Source organism: Actinomadura kijaniata, assembly GCF_014138665.1.
Taxonomy (GTDB): Bacteria; Actinomycetota; Actinomycetes; order Streptosporangiales; family Streptosporangiaceae; genus Spirillospora; species Spirillospora kijaniata.
This window is the reverse complement of sequence record NZ_JACJIA010000006.1, coordinates 321441-343072: the sequence shown is the minus strand read 5'-3', so window position 1 is coordinate 343072 and position 21632 is coordinate 321441. Positions and strand designations below refer to the sequence as shown.

Here is a 21632-nt window from a genome sequence, read left to right as displayed (position 1 = left end):
TCAGCCCACCTGGAGTTCGAGGACGCGGGCCTTGGAATGGTGCAGTTCGGCCTCGAAGACCCCGGGCTTGTCGGCGGTCAGCTCCAGGACGGCGGGGCGGCCGGGGCGCAGGTCGAGCGTGCGGTCGTAGCCGTGCAGGTGGAACTCGTCGGCGGCGTCGCTGGTGACGGTGAACCGCACGGTCGCGCCGCGCCGGACCTTCACGCGGCCGCTGGCGGTGCTCACCTTCCCCTTGGCGACCGTGACTGTGACGTTGGTTACGTTCTGCTGGCCCGCGGGCGCGGGCGCGGGTGCGGAGGAAGCACCGGTGGTGGCGGGCGATGGCGCCGCTGACGTGGACGAATCGGTCGTCGGCTCGCCGCAGGCGGCCGCCGTTCCCAGGAGCCCCACCGTCACCACCGCTGTCAGAGCCCTCTTCAGTCGCACCGTTTCGCCTCTCTCTTCCCGCTGGTGTCTCATGCCACAGAACGTGACACTAGACGATGACACATTGGTTGCTGACATACTCCGGCCAGGGTCGGTTTGTACCCCGTTCAGGCGGCTATAGGAGCACCCGTGTGGGATCGAGTCACGAACACCGGATCGGAGGTCGCCCTCGCGCTGGCGGCGCGGGGAGCGGCGCAGGAGCCCAAGCCCGCGGGCGGCGCGGCGCTTGACCAGATCCTCATCGCCACCGGGGGCGCGGCGGTCCTGACCGCCGTGCTGCTGCTGTTCGGCTGGGGGCACCGCACGGGCCGGATCACGGTGCTGACGCAGCTGGCGGACCTGTCGGAGCGCGGCCCCGGACGCGGGCTGCCCGGCTGGGCCTCGCTGCCGATCATCGTGGCGCTGGTCTCGCTCATCACGGCGCTGCTCGGCATGTACTGGGACATCTCCCTGCACATTTCGCACGGCCGCGACGAGGGACCGCTGGCCAACATCGCGCACTACCCGATCCTGATCGGCCTGTTCGGCATCTTCACCGCCGGCGTGCTGGCGGTGGCGCTGCCCAAGGGCGTGCGTCCGGGCCGGGCGTCGGTGCGCGTCACCCGCGACTGGTACGCCCCGGCGGGCGGTGTGCTGCTGGCCGGGGCCGGGTTCTACGCGCTGCTGGGCTTCCCGCTCGACGACGTGTGGCACCGCATCTTCGGCCAGGACGTCACCCTGTGGGGCCCCACCCACCTGATGCTGATCGGCGGCGCGGGACTGTCGCTGGTCGCCATGATGATCCTGGAGCGCGAGGGCCGCCGCGCCTACGACGGCCCGGCCGACGCCGAGCCCCCGGGGTGGGCGCGTTACGTGCGGCGCGGCATGCACGCGGGCGGTCTGCTGATCGGCCTGTCGGTGTTCCAGGCCGAGTTCGACTTCGGCGTCCCGCAGTTCCGCGTGGTGTTCCAGCCGCTGCTGATCGCGCTGGCCGCCGGGTGCGCGCTGGTCGCCGCCCGGCTGTGGGTCGGCCGGGGCGGCGCGCTGTTCGCGGTCGTGTTCTACATGCTGGTCCGCGGCGGCGTGTCGGTGTTCGTCGGCCCGGTCATCGGTGAACTGTGGGCCTCGGTGCCGCTGTACCTCGCCGAGGCGCTGCTGATCGAGCTGGCCGCGCTGTTCCTGGCCCGCCGTCCGCTGCTGCTGGGCGCGGTCGGCGGCGTGCTGGTCGGCACGGCCGGGTTCGCCGCCGAGTTCGCCTGGACGCAGGTGGCCTACAAGCTGCCGTGGGCCGGGGACATGGTGCCCGAGGGCGTGCTGATGGCGCTGGCCGGCGGGGTCGCGGGCGGCCTGTGCGGCGCGATGCTCGCCGAGGGGCTGGAGGGCCGGATGCCGAGGCCCGCGCTGGCGCGCGGCCTGTTCGCCGCCTCGCTGGTGGGCGTGTCCGTCGCCGTCGCCAACGGCCTGGTCATCAACGTCCCGCGGGAACAGAAGGCCACCGTCACCCTGCTGGACGTGCGCGGCGACGCGGGGAACCGCACCGCCCACGCCCGCGTCGTGCTGGACCCGCGCGACGCCGCCGACGACCCCGCCTGGATCGCGATCACCGCCTGGCAGGGCCGGGGCCTGCACGTCGAGCCGCTGGTCCGGGAGGCCGAGGGCGTCTACCGCACCAGCGCGCCGATGCCGCTGCACGGCCAGTGGAAGACCCTGGTCCGCCTGCACGACGGCCGGACCCTGGCCGGCGTGCCGATCTACCTGCCCGCGGACCCGGCGATCGGCGCCCGGGAACTGCCCGCCACCGACAGCTTCACCCGCGACGTGCAGAGCGAGAAGAGGATCCTCCAGCGTGAGCTGAAGAGCGGGGTGCCGGGCTGGCTGTGGCTGGCGGCCTCCTCGGTGGTGCTGTTCTGCACTCTGGTCCTGCTGGTCGCGCTCGGCTGGGGCGTGGCCCGCGTCGCCCGCCTGCTGCCCGAGCCCGCCCGCGTCGGCGGCGCGCCCCGCGAGAGGGTCGGCACGTGACGCCCGTCGAGGGGGTGCTGGCGACCCACCCGATCGTCAGCGCGATCCCGTTCTTCGTGCCGACGTTCGTCGTCGTCGCCGTGATCGCCGTGGTGGTGTGGCGGGACCGCCGCCGTGGCGACGACGAGACCGACGGGACCGGCGAGGTCGGTGAGGGCGCCGGGGAGCGGGCCCCCGGCGCGGGTGAGCGCAGCGACGCGGCCTAAGATCGCCGCCCATGACGACGTCTTCCTCCGGCCCCTCCGGCTACCTGTCCGATCTGTTCTCCCTGGAGGGGAGGGTGGCGGTGGTGACCGGCGGCAGCTCCGGCATCGGCCGCGCCATCGCCGAGGCGCTGGCGCGCGCCGGGGCGTCGGTCGTCATCGTCGCCCGCCGCGAGACCGAGCTGGACGCCGTGGTCGCCGACCTGGAGCGGCTCGGCTGCCGGGCCGCGCGGGTCAGCGCCGACCTGGCCTCCCGCGCGGGGGTCCGCGCCGCCGCCGAGCGGGCCGCCGAACCGTTCGGCGAGCCCGACATCCTGGTCAACTGCGCCGGGATCAACCTGCGGCCCCCGATGGGCGACCTCGGCGAGGACGTGTGGGACCGCACGATGGCGGTGAACCTGGACGCCCCGTTCCTGCTGTCCCAGCGCTATGCCCCCGGCATGGCCGAACGCGGCTACGGCCGCCTGATCCACGTGTCGTCCCAGCAGGCGTTCCGCGCGTTCGTCACCAGCGGCGCCTACGGCGTGTCCAAGGCGGGACTGGAGGGACTCGCCCGCTCCCAGGCCGAGGCGTGGTCGCCGCGCGGCGTCACCGCCAACACCCTGGTGCCGGGGTTCGTGCTGACCCCGCTCAACGCCCGCCTCCAGGACGACCCCGAACGCGTCGAGGCGCTGGCCGCCCGCACGATGGTCGGCCGCAACGGGGTGCCCGCCGACTTCGCGGGCGCGGCGGTGTTCCTGGCGAGCCCCGCCTCGGCCTACGTCACCGGTCAGTCGCTGTTCGTGGACGGCGGGTTCTCCGTGCACTGAGGGCGCACCAGCACCTCGATCCCGTCCAGCAGGCGTTCCATCCCGAACGCGAACTCCCAGTCGGGGTCGTCCTCCTCCTCGAACACCCCGGATCTGGCCGCGCGGTACAGCTCGGGGAAGCGGTGCTCGTCGAGCACCTCCAGCAGCATCGGCCCGTACCCCGTCAGCGCGTCCGACGGGTCGTTGCCGGTGCGTTCGAACGCGGCGGCCAGGTCCGCGGCCAGCAGGGCCTCGCTGCGCACGAAGCCGCTGACCAGCACCAGGATGGAGAGCTTGGTGCCGTCGTCCAGCCCGGTGCCGCGCAGGCAGCGCAGCCCGGTCTCCATCCAGGCCACCGAGTGGGGCATCACCGGCGGGCCGTTGACCGGGACGCGCAGCGCCCAGGTGTGGCGCCGCACGATGGCGCGCATCTCGCTCGCCCACCACAGCAGCCCCTCCCGCCATCCCGCCCCGGGGGCGGGCGGCTCGGGCGGCGGGCCGAACAGCGTGTCCTGCATGATCGTCAGCAGGTCGGCCTTGGCGGGCACGTAGCGGTACAGCGCCATCGTGGAGACCCCGGCCTCGGCGGCGACCCGGCTCATCGACACCGCCTCCAGCCCCTCGGCCTCGCCCACCCGGATCGCCGCCTCCACGATCCGCTCCAGCGTCAGCGCCCGCCGGGGGCCCTTGGCGGGGCGTTCCCGCCGCCCCCAGGCGAGTTCCACGCTCGTGGGCAGTTGCTGGCCGTGCTCTGCGTTCTTCACGTTCCGAAGCCTAGGGCGTTGACGTCGGGGGCCCTTCTGCGTATACCCTACACGGTAATGCGTATGGCATACACAGTAAGCGTGTCCGAGGAACCCCGGGAGGGGCTGTGCACGACGAACCGGCGACCGAGACAGCGGCGATCGAGACGGCCGGACTGAGCAAGTCCTACGGCCGGGTCACCGTTCTGAAGGGCATCGACCTGCGGGTGGCCAGGGGCGAGGTCTTCGCGCTGCTCGGCCCCAACGGGGCGGGCAAGACCACCACCGTCCGCATCCTGGCGACGCTGACCCGGCCGGACGGCGGCACCGCGCGGGTCGCCGGGCACGACGTGGTGGCCGACGCCCGCCGCGTGCGGCGCGTCATCAGCCTCACCGGCCAGTACGCGGCCGTCGACGAGAACCAGACCGGCGCCGAGAACCTGCGCATGATGGCCCGGCTGCGCCGGCTGTCCCGCCCGCAGGCCCGCCGCCGCGCCGCCGAACTGCTGGAGCGCTTCGACCTGGCCGACGCCGCCGGCCGGCGCGTCGCCACCTACTCCGGCGGCATGCGCCGCCGCCTGGACCTGGCGTGCGGGCTGGTCACCGACCCCGAGGTGGTGTTCCTGGACGAGCCCACCACCGGCCTGGACCCGCGCAGCCGGCAGGCGATGTGGCGGGTGGTCGGCGAGCTGACCGCCACCGGCGTGACGGTCCTGCTGACCACCCAGTACCTGGAGGAGGCCGACCGGCTCGCCGACCGCATCGCCCTGCTGGACGGCGGCCGCGTCGTCGCCGAGGGCACCGCCGCCGAGCTCAAGGACCGGGTCGCCGCCGCCCAACTGACCATGGTCCTCACCAGCACCGACGCGTTCGAGGCGGCGCTGCACGCGCTCGGGGACCGGGTGACGCAGCTCGACTCGGCCCGCCGTTCCGTCGCCGTCGCCACCGACGGATCGGCCGCGCACGTGCGCTCCCTGCTGGACGAGATCGACCCCGGACGCACCGCGGTCGAGTCGTTCGCCGTCCGCGAGGCCACCCTCGACGACGTCTTCCTGACCCTGACCGGCACGACCAAGGAGACCGCCGGTGTCTGACCTTCTCGCCTGGCCGGTGCTGGCCGGCCGCGGCCTGCGCCTGAGCATGCGCAACCTGGAAGCGCTGCTGATCTCGCTCATGCTGCCGGTGCTGCTGATGCTGCTGTTCGTCTACATCTTCGGCGGCGCGATCCGCACCGACACCGACTACGTCACCTACGCCGTCCCCGGCGTCCTGCTGCTGTGCTGCTCCTACGGGGCCTCGCTCACCGCCGTCGGCGTCGCCGAGGACATGACCCAGGGCGTGGTGGACCGCTTCCGGTCCATGGACGTCGGCGGCCCGGCGCTGCTGGCCGCGCACGTCACCGCCAGCACCCTGCGCAACCTGCTGTCCACCGCCATGGTGATGGCCGTGGCCCTGCTGATCGGGTTCCGCCCCGACGCGGGCCCGCTGGGATGGCTGGCGGGACTCGGCGTGCTGGTGGCCTTCGTCGTGGCGATGTCGGCGGTGTCGGCCGCGGTGGGCCTGGTGGCCAAGACGACGGAGGCGGCCAGCGGCTTCACCTTCTTCGTGCTGTTCCTGCCCTACCCCAGCAGCGCGTTCGTGCCGGTCGACACGATGCCGGGCTGGCTGCACGGCTTCGCCGAGCACCAGCCCGCCACCCCGATCATCGAGAGCGTGCGCGGCCTGCTGCTGGACCAGCCGGTCGGCGGCCGCCCCTGGACCGCCCTGGCCTGGTGCGGAGCCCTGCTGCTGGTCTCGGTGGCACTGTCGGGACCGCTGTTCCGGCGGCGCACCCGGTGACGGGAACATCGACAAAGCGTGACCGGGGGGCGGACTCCCGGTTACCATGAGCGCCACGACGACGCAGGTCCCGGCTCGGCCGGGACCGAGCACCGAGGTGACCGTGTCTAGTCTGGCAGCAGCGCGCCGGCCCGGGAACCTGCCCGCCGACATGACGACGTTCGTGGGGCGCGGAGCCGAGCTCGCCCTGGTCCGGCAGGCCCTGTCCCGGGCCCGGCTGGTCACCCTCACCGGGGTGGGCGGCGTCGGCAAGACCCGCCTGGGGCTGCGGGCCGCCGAGGAGGCGCGCCCCTCCTTCCCCGACGGCGTGTGGCTGGTGGAGCTGTCCTCGCTGCACGACCCGACGTTCTCGCTGTCGGAGGGCAACCTGGAGGCCGCCTCCCAGCTGTGCCGCCGCCTGGACGGCATCCCCCTGGCGATCGAGCTGGCGGCGGTGCAGCTGCGCGTGCTGTCGGTCGCCCAGCTCGCCGCCCGGCTCGACGACCGGTTCCGCATCCTGGGCAGGCGCGCCCGCATCAGCGACCAGCGGCACCACACCCTGCAGTCGGCCATCGAGTGGAGCCACGAGCTGTGCACCGACGCCGAGCGGCTGCTGTGGGCGCGGCCTCGCGCTGGTCGGGGAGGAACGCTACGACGCGGCGTTCCAGGACGGCCTGCGCGCCCCGATCGCCGACGCCGTCGGCTACGCCCTCGACCAGACCGCCGCGCTCGCCCCCTCCCGCGGCGAGCCCCGCGGTGCCCCGCGCGGCGGCTCGCCGTTGAGCCCGCGCGAACGGCAGGTCGCCGAACTGGTCGCCCAGGGCATGTCCAACCGGGAGATCGCCGAACGGCTCGTCATCTCCCGCCGCACCGCCGACTCCCACATCGAGCACATCCTGGGCAAGCTCGGCTTCAACTCCCGCACCCAGATCGCGGTCTGGGTGACGCGGCGCTCCTGAGCCCGGTCACTCGTACTCGGTGCCGCCCTTGCGCGTCAGGTAGGCGGGCGAGACGAACTTGCCGATCGCCCGGCCGCCGGTGACGGGGCTGTACCGCTCGACGGCGGGGCGCACGACCAGCCCCTCCCGCAGGTGGGCGCCCGAACCCGAGACGGTCTCCCGCCCCGAGGCCAGCTCCATCAGCGCGCCGGTGTCGAACGGCCCCTCGTACAGCCGGGGAACGGCGGGCAGCCCCACCTCCCCCAGCAGCCGGGCCGTCTCGTCCGCGTCCAGCCAGCGGACCGAGCCGCCGTCGGCCGACACCGCCACGTCGAACACCGCGTAACCGGGACGCTCGCTCTTGCCGTCGGCGCCGTAGGCCAGGTCCTGCACGCCGCGCCCGTAGACCTCGCCGAACACCGCCACCCGGTCGACGTCCAGCAGGGCGGCGATGCGCTGGGCGGCCTCGGGAACACCGTGGGTCTCCACGGCCCGCCAGTACAGGTTCGCCGGGTCCCGCCGGATCGCCATCCGCTTGGCGCTGAAGCCCTTGGAGGACACGAACGCCTCCCCGCCCGCCAGGGTGAACGCGCACGCCGTTCCGTGGATCTTCTCGGTGGCCACCACCGGCTCCCCGGCCTCGAACAGCGCCGGATACCGCTTGACGTCCTCGATCTCGATCCACGGCACCAGGTCCGGGGCCGCGACCACCTCGCCGGCCATGTGCACCGGGATCGGCGGCACCCACTTGGTGACCCCGAGCTCACCGGCGAAGTCGCGGCCCTCGGCGTGCGCGGTGGCCAGGTCGACGTCCCGCACCGCCGCGGGCACGCAGACGATCCCCTGCGACAGCTCACCGCGCAGCCGCACCGCCTTGACGCGGTCGCGGCCCGACCCGGCGAGCCTGCCGGTCAGCCCCAGCTCCGCGATCAGGTCGTCGGGCAGCAGCGCCCCCTCGGGGATGTACAGCGCCCAGTCGCCGGTGCGGTACTGACCCTTGGCGACGACGGCCCGGTACAGCCCGACCTGGGCGAGTTCGAGGGCGTCGGCGTTGTCGTGGGGGTGGATGGTCAGTCGTTCCGCGGTGACGCGCAGTGTGGACACGTCGGTTCCCTTCCATGGGGGTCTGCCGTCCTCGTGCAGGTTGGCAGGGCTCCCACGGAGCGGGCAACGCGTTTTGTCCCGCGTCACCCCTCCCGTGTCACTTCGCGCCGCGCTCGGCGGCCAGCCGGTCGATCGTCGCGGCCAGGTCGAAGTCCTTGCCGGTCAGTCCCCCGGCGCTGTGCGTGGACAGCGCGAAGGTGACCGTCGTCCAGCGGATGTCGATGTCGGGATGGTGGTCGGCGTCCTCGGCGGCCCGCGCCACGGCACCGACCAGGTCGATCCCGGCCATGAACGAGGGCGCCCCGAAGGCCCTGCGGATCTCGTCGCCCTCCCGGCTCCAGCCGTTCAGCCCGCCCAGGCGTTCGGTGATGGCGGCGTCGTCGAGCAGTGCGGTCATCGTCGTCCTCCCCCTGTTCGGTCCGCTCCGTTCCCTACCCACCGTGGCGGCGTCCCGGCCTGGCCCGGAGCAGGTCGTCGACGATCCAGTGCTGGAGCTCGGTGTCGCCGAGCCCCTCGGCGACGCGCAGCGCCTCCGTCAGGAACGCCTCGGCGTGCTCGTGCCGGCGCTGCTCGACCGCGCAGGTCCCGAGCCCGTGCAGCGCGTGCGCCAGGTCCTCGGTCTTGCCGGTCACCGCCGACAGCCGGCGCAGCCGGTCGTACATCCACTCGGCCTGCGGGAAGTCACGGTGGCTCTCGGCCATGACCGCCAGCTCGAACACGCACGACGACTCCAGCGTCGGGTCGCCGGTCTCCAGGGCGATCGCGATGGCGTGCCGGAGGGCGTGGTCGGCGCGGGCGTGGTCCTTGTGGGCGGCCGCGCAGACGCCCAGGCCGTACAGGCACCAGCCCTCGGTGGGACGGCGGCCGACCTCGGCGGCCAGGGCGCGGCCCTGCTCGAAGTTGGCCCAGGCGTTGTGGTGGTCGTCCTTGGCCACCAGCGCCTCGCCCAGGGCGCGCAGCCCCTCGGCGATCTCGGCGCGGTCCTCGGTCGCCACGGCCGCGCGCCACAGCTCCGTCGCGGCGGCCACCGCGCCGTCGGCGTCATCGCGTCGCATGGCCTCCCGGAACCGCGCCCGCAACGGCTCCAACGGCGCGGCGGGCGGAGGCGGCGGCGCGGCCGGTGGCGGGGCCGATGGTGGGGCCGGTGCGGCGTCGCCGGTCAGCGCGTCGGCCTGCGGCCGCTCGGCGGGGTTCTTGGCCAGGGCCGCCGTCACGGCCCCGAGCAGGTCGGCGGGGACGCCGTCCAGGTCGGGTTCCCCGTTCAGCACCCGGTTGAAGACCTCCAGCGTCGTGGCGCCGTGGAAGCAGTGCCGCCCGGTCGCGGCGAACGCGACCGTCGCGCCCCAGGCGAAGACGTCGGCGGCCGGGCCGGGACGCTGCCCGTCGAAGACCTCCGGCGCGATGTACCCGGGCGTTCCGATCACCCCCTGGGTCATGCGCGTGGCCTCCGGCGCGACCGCGAGCCCCAGGTCGATCAGGACGGGGCGGCCGTCGGTCATCATCACGTTGCGCGGCGTCAGGTCCCGGTGGACGACGCCCGCCGCGTGCACGGCCCGCAACGCCTCGGCCAGCCCCCGCGCCACCGCGCGCAGCGCCTCCCCCTCCAGCGGCCCCCGCTCCTCGACGATGCGGTGCAGCGACAGGCCCTGCACGTACCGGGTGACCAGGTAGGGGGACTCGCCGGTGAGATCGGCGTCGACGATCTCGGCGACGTTCGGATGGCGGACCTGCCGCATGGCCGCCGCCTCGCGTTCCATGCGCTCCAGCCCGCGGGACTCCGCCGCGATGTGGGGATGCAGCACCTTGACCGCGACCGTGCGGCCCTCCCCGTCCAACGCCAGGTGGACCGAGCCCATCCCGCCCGAACCGAGCAGGCGCAACACCTCGTAGGGACCGATCGTCTCCGGCTGCTTCGCCACCGTCACCCCTTCACCGCGTTCCCGGCGGCAGCCTAAGGTCTCCCACCGGGAAGCGGGTAGCGGGCTGGGGGTAGGCCGCCCCTGTCGTCAGGTCGGTCTGCGGGAGAAGACGCCGCGCCGGGTGACGCCCGAGGGCGTTGGGTCAGACGCCGCCGGTACCGACCTCGTTGATGGCGTCGAGCATGAGACCGGCGTCCAGGCGGACCGCCGGGTCGGGGTCATCGGCACTCAGCAGTGCCAACAGCGGTTTGTAGCGCACGGACGGCGAGTAACTCGCCGCGTAGACCGCCGCCCTTCGAAGCTCCGGCTCGGGAGCGTGCGCCGCATCCCGGATCCGCTGGTAGAGGGCGTCGTCCAGGGTGTGTGAGCTGCCGAGGGCCGCCATGAGCAGAGTTCGCCGACGTTCGGCGGCACCGCGAGCGGTGTCGAAAGCGGAAAGGAGTTCGGCGCGGCCGTACACGTGAAGATGGTCGGTCGCCATCTGGGTGAGTGCCTGAGCGGTGTGGCTCATATCGGCGGAGAAGTAGATGTAGGGGCATTCCGTAACATCATCGATGAGGTAGTGAAGCCCCAGGTCATACCCTTCCCACACCACCTCGCGCAGTGTTCCGGCCTGGAGGTCCTCCGGATACTCCACCTTCTCCCAGCCGAAGTCGGCGGCGAAGGAGTCGAGCCGGGGTTCGGGGGCGCTCTCGCGCAGGATCAGGCGCGGACCGAGGCAGACGGACAAGGGCACCATTCCGCTCTCCATGATCGTTTTTTCGGGCTAGCCTAACCGGACGTCCGTCGCCCCTCGAACCGGGCAAGGGAACCGGACCGGGGTGGGCCCCAGAGGCGCGCGCGGTCGCGGAAAGCCCGGCCGCGCGGGAGACGCGTGCAACCACGGAGGAGCCCCCCATGAAGACCCGGCTCGTCGCCGGACTGGCGCTGCTGTCCACCGGCCTGCTGGCGGGAGCGTTCGGGTACGGCGCGACCAACGTCGCCACCACCTTCGACGCGGTCCCGCTGGACGTGCGCCTGACCTTCCACTCGGCGCTGATGCAGATGAACGGCCCCGTCATGCAGACGGCCATGGCCCTGGCCGTGCTGAGCTCGCTCGTCCTGGCGGTGCTGACACGCGGCGCACCGCGCCTGCTGGCCGGTGCGGCCTGTGGACTGGCGGTGGTGTCGTTCCTGGTCACCCGGTTCGGCAACGTCCCGATCAACCAGAAGATCAAGGTGTGGGCGGTCACCGCGCCCCCGCCCGACCACGCCGCGATCCTCCAGCGGTGGGAGAACTTCAACATCGTGCGCACGGTCACCGCGCTCGTGGCGTTCCTGCTCATCATCACGCTGGTCATGCGTTCGTCCCGAGGAACCCACCACTGATCCGGCGGGACCGTTCACGGGCGCGAGGCGTCCCTCAGGCACAGGGACGGTGAGGGGTCGTCTCCATCCGTTCCTGGAGGGGCGTCACGCCGGTCTCTCTCATGGCTGTTGCCGTGGGGGCAGTTCGTCGAGGTCGCGGGTCCATTCGTCGGCGGCCCTGGTCAGCTGGTCGAGGTCGAGGACGAAGTCGACGTCCAACCCCACGGACGCTCCGCCGCCGGCGTTGAGCCAAGGCGGCGCGGCCTCGGCGTAGAAATGGGCGCGAACGGTCGCCTCCCCCTGTCGGCGCTCAAGGAGCGTGAACGACAGCGCGGGCTCGCTGAAAATGATTCCACGCCGCCCGTGTCCCCCTGTGTCCTCGGCGTCGATCGGCGCGACCTGCCCCGCGGCCGCTTGACGCAGCCAGTAGGCCAGCCAGCGGGCATTGGTGATCGTCAGAGCGGGATCACGGAAGGACCAGGAACGTTCGCCGAGGTCGACGCGTCCTTCAACGATCAGCCACAGGTCGTCCCAGTACCCGGTCCCCGCCGGGAACTGCCACTCCACCGGGCGGAGCTCGAAGACGACGCCGTCTCTTCCTGTGATGCGCATCCACTGATCCTAGATGGGGCCGGCTCTCCCGAAGGGATCCGCTGAGCTGGGCGGATAAGCACCCGAGGACGGGCCGTACCCAGACGTGAGGGTGCAGAACGCGTCGCCCCCAGCATCGTCGAACCCCGCTGAGACAGGAAGCGAACACTGTCTCGGCGACAGCACGCCTGAAGAGGGCGCCAGAAGTACCTAAGCACGACTGATTCCCCGTCGTCGGCATCTCCGTAGCTTTGTGGTCATCGGCAGGAACGACACCGGGAGCAAGAGATGAACGACATGAACGCGCTGGTCGACGGCTACATCGCCGTCTGGAACGAGACCGACCCGGCCGCCCGCCGGGACCGCATCGCCGAGGTCTTCAGCGAGGGTGTCGGCTACACCGACCCGCTGGCGGACGTGCACGGCCGCGACGAACTGGACGCCACCATCGCCGCCGTCCAAGGCCAGTTCGCCGGGCTGGAGTTCACCCTCGGCGGCCCGGTGGACGCCCACCACGACGTCGCCCGCTTCACCTGGCACCTGGGCCCGGCGGGCGCGGACCCGATCGTCATCGGCTTCGACGTCGTGGTGCTCGGCGCCGACGGCCGGATCGGCGAGGTCCACGGCTTCCTCGACAAGGTCCCCGCCGGAGCCTGACGCCCCTCCCCCTCTCCCCCTCGAACCATCCCCTCGAATCCCCTCTCCCCCTCGAACCATCCCCTCGAAAGGAACCATGACCATGGCCGTTCGCACCGCCCCCGAGACCGCCACCGCCCCGAGCCTGTTCGCCGACGGACGCCGCTTCCTCAAGCTGGCCCTGCGCGTGGACGCCGTCGTCACCGGCGCCAACGGCCTGGCCTACCTGGCGCTGGCCGGCCCGCTGGAGCGCCTGCTCGGCCTGGACGCCGCGGTCGGCCGCGGCCTGGGCGCCTTCCTGGTCGTCTTCGCGATCGCCGTGGCGGCGCTCTCGATGCCCGCCCGCGCTCCCCGCCTGGCCGTCCACGCCGTGATCGAGATGAACGTGCTGTGGAGCGTGCTGAGCGTCGTCGCCGTCGCCACCGGCTGGCTCGACCTGAACGCCGTCGGTGCGACCTGGGCCGTCATGCAGGCGGGGACGGTGGGCGCGTTCGCCGCCGCCCAGTTCATCGCGATCCGCCGCGCCGACTGACCGATGACACGGGCCACAGCGGCTCGGCCCCGATCTCGGGGCCGAGCCGCTTCGCCGTTTCCAGGCTTCGCAGCCGAAGCGGCGCGTCCGCTTCTGCGAGGGAACCCGTCCCCTCCATCACGACCACCGGTCTCTCGCCGTGAAAGCCCGACGGCCCCGAGACCGGAGTTCTGTGATGGATCTTCGTCGTTCCGCCCCTCGCCTTCTCCCGGCACCGGGGACCCTAGGGCGTCGAGGGCCGCCAGAACGACGCCGGCAGCGCGGCGATCTCCGCCGCGGCCTGGTCCAGGTCCTCGGCGAAGGACCGCATATGGGGGTGGCCGTCGTCGGCCATGGCGCGCTGGACGGCCGACTGCCGCCGGATCCGGTCGAGGAGCGCCGCGCGCAGGACCGTCCGGTCGCCGTCGTAGCCGTAGGCGTCCAGCAGGAGGTGCAGGCGCCGTGACCGGTCCCCGAAGGCGGTGAAGCCCTGGAACTCGGCGACCCTGCGGGCGACCAGCGGCACCCAGGTCAGCACCGTGTAGGCCAGATCGAGTTCCCGCGTCGCGGGGCCTGCGGTGTCCCAGTCGACGAAGCCGACCAGGGCGCCGGAGCCGCTCCACACCGCGTTGTAGGGCGAGGCGTCCTGGTGGCCGATGACCAGTTCCGGGCGCCAGGGCCGGTCGATGAACCAGCGCGCGTCGCGTGGTGGCACGAAGTCGGCCGTGGTGTCGTGCAGCCGACGCATCCAGGCGCCGACCTGCCGCAGCGCGTCGTCGGTGTGCGGCCAGGAGGGCCAGGGGTGCCGCTCTCCGATGGTGTCGCCGTGCAGCCAGCTGAGGACCTCGCGGCCCTGCTCGTCAAAGCCCAGGACGCGAGGTGCGCCCTGGAAACCGGCTTGTTCCAGATGGTGCAGCATGGCGTGCACGGCGGGCGTCCACGGGTTCGCCGGACGATGGACGGTGTCGCCGATCCGGACGCCGCCCACGTGCCTGCCGCCGGGCAGCCTCTGCTCTCGCCTGTCGGCCATGGGGGTGTTGTAACCCGCGCCCGCCGGTGAACGCATCCGGTTTTCCGGCCCTCCGTCACCGGTCCAGCTTGCCCGCCCTGTCCCGCAGGTAGCGCTGTTCGGGGAGGCTCGTGGTGCGCCGGGTGGCCAGCCGGTAGTTCTCCCGTGCGGCGGCGTCCTCTCCGGCCAGTTCCTGAAGGTGGGCGCGGACGGCGTGGAGGCGGTGGTGGCGGGCCATCCGGGGGTCGCCGTCCAGGCTTTCCAGCAGTTCGAGTCCGGCCCGCGGCCCCCGGGTCATCGCGATCGCGACGGCGTGGTTGAGGGTGACCATCGGGTTCGGCGCGATCCGGCCGAGGATCCCGTACAGGACGCGGATCTGTTCCCAGTCGGTGTCCTCGGCCCGCGGCGCCTGGACGTGCAGCGCGGCGATCGCCGCCTGAAGCTGGTAGGGCCCCAGGGGCGAGGCGGACATGGCGGCGGTGACCAGCGCGACGCCCTCGTGGACCATGGCGGCGTCCCACCGGTTCCGGTCCTGCTCGGCCAGCGGCACGAGGGCGCCGTCCGGGCCGGTGCGGGCCGCGCGGCGGGCGTCGGTCAGCAGCATCAGCGCCAGCAGCCCCGCCACCTCGCCGTCGTCCGGCAGGGACCGGTGCACCATGCGGGTGAGCCGGATCGCCTCCGTGGTGAGCTCGGCGCGGTGCAGGTCGGGGCCGGAGCCGGCGGTGTAGCCCTCGTTGAAGATCAGGTAGAGCACGTGCAGGACGGTGTCCAGCCGTTCGGCCCGCTCCCGGGCGGTCAGCGTCGCGAACGACGCGCCGGCGGCTTTGATCCGTTGCTTGGCGCGGCTGATCCGCGGCCCCATGGTGGCCTCCGGCACGAGGAACGCCCGAGCCACCTCGGCGGTGGTGAGCCCGCCGACGGCGCGCAGCGTGAGCGCCACCTGGGAGGCGGGCGTCAGCGCTGGATGACCGCACAGGAACAGCAACGTGAGCGTGTCGTCCCGATCGCCCGGGTTCCCGTCGCCGGGCGCCGGTGCGAGACCGGCGTCCGGCGCCTCCCGTACCGCCGCGGTGACTTCCCGCCGGCGGCGCGCCCGCTCACCGCGCACCTGATCGACCAGGCGGCGGGAGGCGACGGTGACCAGCCAGGCCCGCGGGTTCTCCGGAACGCCGTCGGCGGGCCAGCGCACCGTCGCGGCGAGCAACGCCTCCTGGACCGCGTCCTCGCACTCCTCGAACCCGCCGTACCGGTGCAGCAGCATGCCGAGGACCTGCGGCGCCAGGGCGCGCAGCAGGTCCCCGAAGCGTTCGCTCCCGCTCACATCTCCATCCCGGCCGAGCCCATCAGCGGCCGCACCTCCACGCCGCCGGACCGGCCGCTCGGTATCAGCGCGGCCAGCTCCAGGGCGCGTTCCCGGCTCTCGCAGTCGACGAGGTACTGGACGGCGACATGGTCCGATGCCCGCGGGTACGGGCCCTCGCTCACCGCCACCACGCCGTCCCGGACCTGGACGACGGCGCTGATGGACGGATCGGCGAACGCGTGACCGCTGATCAGTTCCCCTGTTGACGCGGCGGAGCCCAGGAACTCCACGTGGTCCGGCCCTTCCCCCGGCAGGTCCGCCGCGTTCAGGTAGAGGTTCAGCAGGAACTTCATCGCGTGCTCAGCCCTCGGCCGTGCTCGCGAAGACCACCGGCCGCACCTCGACGCCCAGGCCCTCGACACCGGCGTCGGGAATGAGCGCGGCCAGCTCCAGGGCACGCTCTCTGCTGTCGCATTCCACCAGGTAGTAGCCGCCGAGGTACTCCTTGGACTCGACGTAGGGGCCGTCCGTCACCGCCGGGACGCCGCCCCGGACCCTGACCACGGCGCTCCGCGACGGGTCGGCCAGCGCGACGGTACTGATCATCTCCCCGGCCCCGGTGACGGTCTCCATGAACGTGCCGTGGCCGCTCATCACCTCGTCGCGCTCGTCCTCGGTCAGCGCGTCCCAGATCCGCGGGTTACCGTACATGATCAACAGGAATTGCACGTCGTTTCCCCCGAGGGGCGGGCGGCGCCCCTGCGGCGCCGTTCACCCGAGGGTCGTCGCCGGTGCCGTGTTCTTGCGGTGCCGGACCGCAAGAATCTCCCCGCTGTTCCGACTTCCTCCCGAAGGGGCGCCCGCCCTGGGCGTTCCGTCACAGAGGTCGCTTGTCAGCTTCCAAGGAGGATGCATGTCGCAGCTGTTGAGGGTGCACTGCTTCAACGTGTCGCGGGACGGGTTCGGCGCCGGTGAGGGGCAGAGCCTGGAACGGCCCTTCGGCCACGCGGACCCCGCCCCGCTCTGGTCCTGGGCGGGCGCCACCGCCAGCTGGGTGAACCGCACCGACCCCGGCGGCACTCGCGGCCTGGACGACCTCATGACCCGCGACCACACCCGCGACATAGGGGCGGAGATCATGGGGCGTAACAAGTTCGGCCCCCAGCGCGGCCCCTGGGAGGACCACGAGTGGCAAGGATGGTGGGGGGACAACCCGCCGTTCCACACCCCGGTCTTCGTGCTCACCCACCACGAACGCCCGTCCTTCACCCTGGCCGACACCACCTTCCACTTCGTCGACGCGACACCGGCCGAGGCACTGGCACGCGCGAAGCGGGCCGCCGGCGGCCGGGACGTGCGCCTCGGCGGAGGAGTCGCCACCATCCGCGGGTTCCTCGACGCCGACCTGGTCGACACGATGCACATCGCCGTCGCGCCCGTCGACCTCGGCCGAGGCGAACGGCTGTGGGAAAGCCCTGACGACCTGCTGGACCGCTTCCACCTTGAGGCGGTACCGAGCCCCAGCGGGGTCACTCACCTCCTGTTCTGGAGACGGTGACTCCCGCCGCTTGCGCGTGGGCGCGGCGGGCGATCTGTCGCAGGCCGAGTTCGGCATGGATCTCGCCGGGCCGGAAGCCGTGCTCGGCGGCGATCCGGCGCGCGCGCTCGTACAGCTCGCGTGCCGCGCCGAGGTCGCCGCCGAGCAGCGCGATCCGGCCGAGCCCGGACAGGCGGTCGGCGGTCTCCGCCCACATGCCGAGGTCCTCGGCCAGCGCCAGGCCCTCGCGGTGCAGCCGTTCGGCCTCGCGGTGGTCGCCGCGCATCTCGGCGAGCGCGGCGCGCGGGTGGACGGTCAGCAACTCGCCGCCTTGGTCGCCGAGTGAACGGAAGAGGGCCAGGGCCTGTTCGGAGGCGTCCGCGACGGTGTTCAGGTCGTCCCGGGCGAGGGCGTGGTTGGCGCGCAGGGCGGTCGTGACGGCGATGCCCCAGGTGTGTCCCCGCGCGCGGAAGCCGTCCGCCGCGCCGGCCGCGAGTTCCTCGCTGGCGTCCAGATGGCCGGTGTGCAGCAGCACATAGGCCAGGAACCACCGCGCCATGGCCAGGCCCGGCGGGTCGTCGGCGTCCCGGAACCGCGCCAGCGCCGCGCGGGCGCGGGCCACCACGTCGTGCTCGACGTCCAGCAGCGCGGCGATGCCGACCTGCCAGCAGCGCACGCGTGCCCGGAGGGCGGGCGGGGCGTCCCCGGGAACGGCGAGGGCGCGGTCGGCCCAGCGGGCGGCCTGCCGGACGCGACCGCGCAGCAGCAGCGACCAGGCCAGGCCGTCGACCAGCAGCAGCGCGTCCTCGGCGTCGCCGTGGCGGACGGCGTCCTCCAGGGCGCAGTGCAGGTTGCGGTGTTCGGCGTCGAGGCGCCTGAGGTGGGCGGCCTGCTCCGGGCCGAACAGCCCGGGCAGGCCGTCCGTCACCAGCGCCAGATGGTAGGCACGGTGCCTGCGCCGTGTGGCCTCCACCTCACCGGCCTCGGTGAGCCGTGCCATGGCGTAGACACCGACGGTCTCCAGCAGCCGGTAGCGCCGGTCGCCCGCCACGGTGACCATCGACCGGTCGACCAGCCGCGCCAGGACGGCGGCGACCTCGTCCCCGGCGATGCCCGGACCCGCGCAGACGGCCTCGGCCGCCGCGAGCGGGCCGCCGTCCAGGACGGCCAGGCGGCGCAGCACGGCCCGCTCGGGATCGGTCAGCAGCTCCCAGCTCCAGTCGAGGAGGGCGTTGAGCGTCCGCTGCCGGGCGGGCGCGCCCCGGTTCCCGGCCGACAGCAGGCTGAACCGGTCGTCGAGCCGGGCGGCGAGCTCGTGGACGCCCAGCGCCCGCACCCTGGCGGCGGCCAGCTCCAGCGCGAGCGGCAGGCCGTCCAGGCCGCGCACCAGCTCGGCGACGGCCCCGGCGTTCGACGCGTCGAGCGCGAACGCGGGATCGGCGTCCGCCGCGCGGGCGCAGAACAAGCGCACCGCGCTGGACTCGCGCACCCGCCGCTCGTCGGCCCCGGGCTCGGGCGGTTCCAGCGGCGCGACGGGCAGCAGCACCTCGCCGGGCACGCCGAGCGGCTCGCGGCCGGTCGCCAGGACCCGGACGCCCGGCGCCGCGCGCAGCACCGCCGCGACCAGCTCGGCCACCGGGGCGGCCACATGCTCACAGTTGTCCAACAGCAGCAGCATCCGCCTGCCGCGCAGGAACGCGGCGAGCCGGTCGACGTGGCTCATCGGCTCGCCCGCCGGGACCGGCCCCAGCATGGTGTTCTCCCGGAGGCCGAGCACCGCCATCACGGCCTCGGCGACCGCGTCGGCGCCGGACAGGCCCGCCAGCTCGACGAGCCACACACCGTCGGGGAAGGCGGGGCCCGGCCGTGTCGCGGCGGCCAGCGCCAGGCGGGTCTTGCCCACGCCGCCGGGCCCGGTCAGCGTGACCAGGCGGGCGGTGTCCAGGGCGGCGAGCGCGCGGGCGAGCGCGGCGTCCCGGCCGATCAGCTCGGTGAGGGGCGCGGGCAGGTTCGTGCGGGGACGGGCCGGAGGCGGATCCAGCGTCGGGTCGGCGGACAGGACCGCCCGCTGGAGCGCGGCCAGCTCGGGTCCCGGGTCGAGGCCCTGGTCGTCGGCCAGCCAGCGGCGGTACCGGCCGTAGACCGCCAGCGCCTCCCCCGGCCGTCCGGCGCGGTACAGGGCGCGCATCCGCAGGGCCCGGAGCCGTTCGCGTTCCGGGTGCCGCTGCTCCCATTCGGCCAGGTCGGCGGCCACCGTCTCGTGCTCGCCGAGATCGAGCCGCGTCTCGGCCAGATCCTCGACGGCCGCGATCCGCCGCTGGGTCAGCCGCTGGACGGTCGGACGCGCGAAGGGCTCGTCCTGGAAACCGGCGAACGCCGGGCCGCGCCACAGCGCCAACGCGTCCGACAGCAGCCCCGCGCGGGTCCACGGATCCGCGGTGCTCCTGGCCCGGTCGAGCAGCGCGTGGAAGCGAACAGCGTCGAGCGACTCCCCCAGCGAACGTTCCCCCGGCACGCACAACCGGTAACCGGCCGGGTCGTGCCCGACCAGCGCGCGTCCTCCGGGCTCGGCGTCCTCCAGGAGCCGTCTCAGGCGGGACACCCGGATCCGCAGCGCGTTCAGCGGGTTCGCCGGGGGCGTCTCCGGCCACAGGTCGGCGATCAGGCGTTCGACCGGGACCGGGAAACCCTCGTGCGCCAGCAGGATGGCCAGCAGCTCCCGAACGTCGGCCCGCGGCACCGCGACCGGCGTGCCGTCGGTCGCGTCCACCGTCAGCGGACCGAGCACCCCGAATCGCACGCGCCCAGGCTACCGCCCGGGAAAGGCCGGAAAGCGGCAGGAAATCGGGTGGAAACCGTCGGCGGCGACGCTTGCCAGGCATATCGCTCGATCCAAGGACGGGAACATTGGACAGGACACTCCTCCGGCGGCTGCTGCCGCTGTCGACCGCTCTCTTCGCGGTGGGCACCGACGGTTTCGTCATCGCCGGGCTGCTTCCGCAGATCGCCGCCGACCTCGGGGTCGGCGTCGCGGCCGCCGGTCAGCTCGTCACGGGCTTCGCGCTGGCGTTCGCGGTGTCGGCGCCGATCCTGGGCGCGGTGACCAGCGCCATGGACCGGCGCCGCGCCCTGCTGCTGGCACTGGCGATCTTCGTCGTGGGCAACGCCGCGACCGCGCTCGGCCCGACGTACGGGACCGTGATGGCGGCCCGGATCGTCACGGCGGTCGGGGCCGGGCTGATCGGCGCGGCGGCGTTCAGCGCCGCCGCCGAGATCGCCTCACCGGAACGGCGGGGCCGGGCGCTGGCCTTCGTCATGGGCGGGCTCACGCTGGCCATCGCGTTCGGGCTGCCCGCGGGCACCCTGATCGGCGGCGCCGACTGGCGGCTGACGCTGTGGGCCGTGGCCGCGCTCGGCGTGGTCGCGGCGGCGGGCGTCGCGGTGGCCCTGCCGCCGATCTCGCTGCCGTCCGACGGGCTGCGCGCACGCCTGGCCCCGCTGCGCGAGCCCTGGGCGTTCGGCATGCTCGCCGTCACCGTGCTGTCGCTGGCCGGCACCCACCTGCTCTACACCTACATCGGGCCCGCGCTGGAGGACGCCACCGGCGGCTCGGCCACGCGGCTGACCGTGGTCCTGCTGGCCTGGGGCGTCGGCAACATGGCGGGCAACGCGATGGCCGGGCGGCTCGCCGACCGCCACCCGCCCCGGACGGTCGTGTCCGCCGGGCTCGGCGCCGCCGCCGTGCTGCTGGCCGTCAGCCCGCTGATCATCGACGATCTGGCGGCGGCGACCGTGTGGGCGGTGCTGTGGGGCGTGTGCGTCTCCCTGCCGATCGTCCCGCAGCAGAGCCGCCTGGTGGAACGGGCACCGGCCGCGTCGGCGGTGCTGCTCGGGCTGAACAATTCGGCGATCTACGTCGGGGTCGCGGTCGGCGGCGGGCTCGGCGGCCTGGCGCAGGGCGCGCTGGCCCCCGCCCACCTCGGCCTGGCCGCCGCGGCGATCAGCGTGGTCGGACTGCTGGTCAACCTGGGAACGGCCCGCCGACCCGTCCCACTCGCGGAGGCCACCCGCAGGTAAATCGAACACAACACACCGCACAAGGTCGTGGTCATCGGCGGCGGTCACGCCGGAACCCTCGCGGCGAACCGCCTGCGGACACCGCCGACGTCGACGTCACCCCGGTGAATCCCCGCCCGGAGTTCGTCGAACGCATCGGACGGGGAACTGGACGACGGGAAACGCCGTCTGGTGTCCGGCTCGTCTAATCCAACGGGCGCAGGTGCTCGATCGTGACGTGGTGTCGTTCGGTCAGGCGTTGGGCGATCAGCGAGCGGTGGCAGGCTTCTGGGTCGCGTTCGACGCAGAACAGCGCTGCGGTTCCGCTGTCCGGCAGGGCCGAGGCGAGCGGCGTGAGGTCGGCTCTGTCGAGGATCTCGGCGGTGTAGCGGCGGGTGTACTCGGCGGCGAGCTCGCGGCGTGAGCGCTTGCCGACCCCTTGGCGGTCGTCCTCGGCGTACTGGAGCCGGCGCAACTCGGTGGTCGGGGCGAGTTCGGGGTGGTGCTCGTAGGCGATCCGGGCGTGGGCGAGGGCCGCCTGTAGCCGGAGTGAGTTCGCCCAGGCGTACTCGGGACCGCGGACGCCGCGGCGCTGACGTACGTCGATCAGCAGGCGGACGTCCGCGTGCCGCAGCCGTTGCAGGAAGGAGTCGCCGTCGAAGCCGTAGACGCCGATCGTCACCATTGTGGGCACCGGAAATCACC

General features: G+C 73.4%; 24 protein-coding genes. 11 read left to right on the top strand and 13 right to left on the bottom strand.

Annotated elements, in window-relative coordinates; all coding sequences use genetic code 11:
• Positions 1 to 225 carry a cupredoxin domain-containing protein gene (locus HNR61_RS24345; RefSeq protein WP_182845484.1) on the bottom strand — a complete coding sequence of 75 codons (225 nt, stop codon included), beginning with the start codon at positions 223 to 225 and terminating at the stop codon, positions 1 to 3.
• 330 nt (positions 226 to 555) lie between these two features.
• Between HNR61_RS24345 and HNR61_RS24340 the strand changes: the two genes are divergently transcribed.
• From HNR61_RS24340 to HNR61_RS24330, 3 genes are read left to right on the top strand one after another with little or no spacing between them, the layout of a single operon-like run.
• Positions 556 to 2424 carry a hypothetical protein gene (locus HNR61_RS24340; RefSeq protein WP_312898068.1) on the top strand — a complete coding sequence of 623 codons (1869 nt, stop codon included), beginning with the start codon at positions 556 to 558 and terminating at the stop codon, positions 2422 to 2424.
• On the top strand, positions 2421 to 2630 hold the full coding sequence (locus HNR61_RS24335; protein WP_182845675.1) for a hypothetical protein: 210 nt from the start codon (positions 2421 to 2423) through the stop codon (positions 2628 to 2630). Before HNR61_RS24340 ends, HNR61_RS24335 begins: the two co-directional genes overlap by 4 nt.
• Before the next feature lie 11 nt (positions 2631 to 2641).
• The gene (locus HNR61_RS24330) at positions 2642 to 3436 is read left to right on the top strand and encodes an SDR family NAD(P)-dependent oxidoreductase (protein ID WP_182845483.1); all 795 of its coding nucleotides are present in this window, start codon (positions 2642 to 2644) and stop codon (positions 3434 to 3436) included.
• Here the strand turns inward: HNR61_RS24330 and HNR61_RS24325 are convergent.
• Positions 3397 to 4179 carry a TetR/AcrR family transcriptional regulator gene (locus HNR61_RS24325; protein WP_182845482.1) on the bottom strand — a complete coding sequence of 261 codons (783 nt, stop codon included), beginning with the start codon at positions 4177 to 4179 and terminating at the stop codon, positions 3397 to 3399. The genes HNR61_RS24330 and HNR61_RS24325 overlap by 40 nt on opposite strands.
• A gap of 107 nt (positions 4180 to 4286) precedes the next feature.
• Here HNR61_RS24325 and HNR61_RS24320 point away from each other — a divergent pair, with 107 nt between their 5' ends.
• From HNR61_RS24320 to HNR61_RS24310, 3 genes are all read left to right on the top strand, one after another.
• The gene (locus HNR61_RS24320; RefSeq protein WP_182845481.1) at positions 4287 to 5252 is read left to right on the top strand and encodes an ATP-binding cassette domain-containing protein; all 966 of its coding nucleotides are present in this window, start codon (positions 4287 to 4289) and stop codon (positions 5250 to 5252) included.
• Complete coding sequence (locus HNR61_RS24315) at positions 5245 to 5997, top strand: ABC transporter permease (protein WP_182845480.1); 753 nt, start codon at positions 5245 to 5247, stop codon at positions 5995 to 5997. Before HNR61_RS24320 ends, HNR61_RS24315 begins: the two co-directional genes overlap by 8 nt.
• A 758-nt stretch (positions 5998 to 6755) precedes the next feature.
• Positions 6756 to 6935: a response regulator transcription factor gene (locus HNR61_RS24310; RefSeq protein ID WP_182845479.1), complete on the top strand. Its 180-nt coding sequence runs from the start codon at positions 6756 to 6758 to the stop codon at positions 6933 to 6935.
• Between the two features lie 6 nt (positions 6936 to 6941).
• Here HNR61_RS24310 and HNR61_RS24305 read toward each other — a convergent pair whose 3' ends face one another.
• From HNR61_RS24305 to HNR61_RS24290, 4 genes are all read right to left on the bottom strand, one after another.
• Entirely contained in the window at positions 6942 to 8018 is a 1077-nt protein-coding gene (locus HNR61_RS24305; protein WP_182845478.1) for an RNA ligase (ATP), read from the bottom strand.
• Between the two features lie 97 nt (positions 8019 to 8115).
• The gene (locus HNR61_RS24300) at positions 8116 to 8415 is read right to left on the bottom strand and encodes a 4a-hydroxytetrahydrobiopterin dehydratase (RefSeq protein WP_182845477.1); all 300 of its coding nucleotides are present in this window, start codon (positions 8413 to 8415) and stop codon (positions 8116 to 8118) included.
• Between the two features lie 34 nt (positions 8416 to 8449).
• Entirely contained in the window at positions 8450 to 9937 is a 1488-nt protein-coding gene (locus tag HNR61_RS24295) for a serine/threonine-protein kinase (RefSeq protein ID WP_182845476.1), read from the bottom strand.
• A 142-nt stretch (positions 9938 to 10079) separates the two neighbouring features.
• The gene (locus tag HNR61_RS24290) at positions 10080 to 10676 is read right to left on the bottom strand and encodes a hypothetical protein (RefSeq protein ID WP_182845475.1); all 597 of its coding nucleotides are present in this window, start codon (positions 10674 to 10676) and stop codon (positions 10080 to 10082) included.
• Positions 10677 to 10834: 158 nt separating this feature from the next.
• On the opposite strand from HNR61_RS24290, the gene HNR61_RS24285 reads away from it, so the two are divergent.
• On the top strand, positions 10835 to 11305 hold the full coding sequence (locus HNR61_RS24285) for an anthrone oxygenase family protein (protein ID WP_182845474.1): 471 nt from the start codon (positions 10835 to 10837) through the stop codon (positions 11303 to 11305).
• 99 nt (positions 11306 to 11404) lie between these two features.
• Here the strand turns inward: HNR61_RS24285 and HNR61_RS24280 are convergent, their stop codons facing one another.
• Positions 11405 to 11896, bottom strand: a complete 492-nt coding sequence (locus tag HNR61_RS24280) for a WapI family immunity protein (protein WP_182845473.1) — start codon at positions 11894 to 11896, stop codon at positions 11405 to 11407.
• Between the two features lie 267 nt (positions 11897 to 12163).
• Between HNR61_RS24280 and HNR61_RS24275 the strand changes: the two genes are divergently transcribed.
• Both HNR61_RS24275 and HNR61_RS24270 read left to right on the top strand, forming a co-directional pair.
• Complete coding sequence (locus tag HNR61_RS24275) at positions 12164 to 12532, top strand: nuclear transport factor 2 family protein (protein WP_182845472.1); 369 nt, start codon at positions 12164 to 12166, stop codon at positions 12530 to 12532.
• 82 nt (positions 12533 to 12614) lie between these two features.
• A complete protein-coding gene (locus tag HNR61_RS24270) occupies positions 12615 to 13043 on the top strand; it encodes a hypothetical protein (protein WP_182845471.1) in 429 nt (142 codons plus the stop codon).
• 223 nt (positions 13044 to 13266) lie between these two features.
• On the opposite strand, the gene HNR61_RS24265 is transcribed toward HNR61_RS24270, so the two are convergent.
• Genes HNR61_RS24265 through HNR61_RS24250 form a run of 4 tightly spaced genes read right to left on the bottom strand, consistent with a single transcriptional unit; the run spans position 13267 to position 16063 of the window.
• Positions 13267 to 14052, bottom strand: coding sequence for a phosphotransferase (locus HNR61_RS24265; protein WP_182845470.1), 786 nt, complete (start codon positions 14050 to 14052; stop codon positions 13267 to 13269).
• Between the two features lie 55 nt (positions 14053 to 14107).
• The gene (locus tag HNR61_RS24260) at positions 14108 to 15352 is read right to left on the bottom strand and encodes an RNA polymerase sigma factor (protein ID WP_312898067.1); all 1245 of its coding nucleotides are present in this window, start codon (positions 15350 to 15352) and stop codon (positions 14108 to 14110) included.
• The gene (locus HNR61_RS24255; RefSeq protein WP_182845469.1) at positions 15349 to 15687 is read right to left on the bottom strand and encodes a YciI family protein; all 339 of its coding nucleotides are present in this window, start codon (positions 15685 to 15687) and stop codon (positions 15349 to 15351) included. Before HNR61_RS24255 ends, HNR61_RS24260 begins: the two co-directional genes overlap by 4 nt.
• A gap of 7 nt (positions 15688 to 15694) precedes the next feature.
• A complete protein-coding gene (locus tag HNR61_RS24250) occupies positions 15695 to 16063 on the bottom strand; it encodes a YciI family protein (protein ID WP_182845468.1) in 369 nt (122 codons plus the stop codon).
• Positions 16064 to 16247: 184 nt separating this feature from the next.
• Here HNR61_RS24250 and HNR61_RS24245 point away from each other — a divergent pair, with 184 nt between their 5' ends.
• Positions 16248 to 16892, top strand: coding sequence for a dihydrofolate reductase family protein (locus HNR61_RS24245; RefSeq protein WP_182845467.1), 645 nt, complete (start codon positions 16248 to 16250; stop codon positions 16890 to 16892).
• On the opposite strand, the gene HNR61_RS24240 is transcribed toward HNR61_RS24245, so the two are convergent.
• Entirely contained in the window at positions 16864 to 19671 is a 2808-nt protein-coding gene (locus tag HNR61_RS24240) for an AfsR/SARP family transcriptional regulator (RefSeq protein ID WP_182845466.1), read from the bottom strand. The genes HNR61_RS24245 and HNR61_RS24240 overlap by 29 nt on opposite strands.
• Before the next feature lie 107 nt (positions 19672 to 19778).
• Between HNR61_RS24240 and HNR61_RS24235 the strand changes: the two genes are divergently transcribed.
• Entirely contained in the window at positions 19779 to 20948 is a 1170-nt protein-coding gene (locus HNR61_RS24235; RefSeq protein WP_182845465.1) for an MFS transporter, read from the top strand.
• A gap of 184 nt (positions 20949 to 21132) precedes the next feature.
• Here the strand turns inward: HNR61_RS24235 and HNR61_RS24230 are convergent, their stop codons facing one another.
• A complete protein-coding gene (locus HNR61_RS24230) occupies positions 21133 to 21612 on the bottom strand; it encodes a DUF488 domain-containing protein (RefSeq protein WP_246443723.1) in 480 nt (159 codons plus the stop codon).
• Between the last annotated feature and the right edge of the window lie 20 nt (positions 21613 to 21632).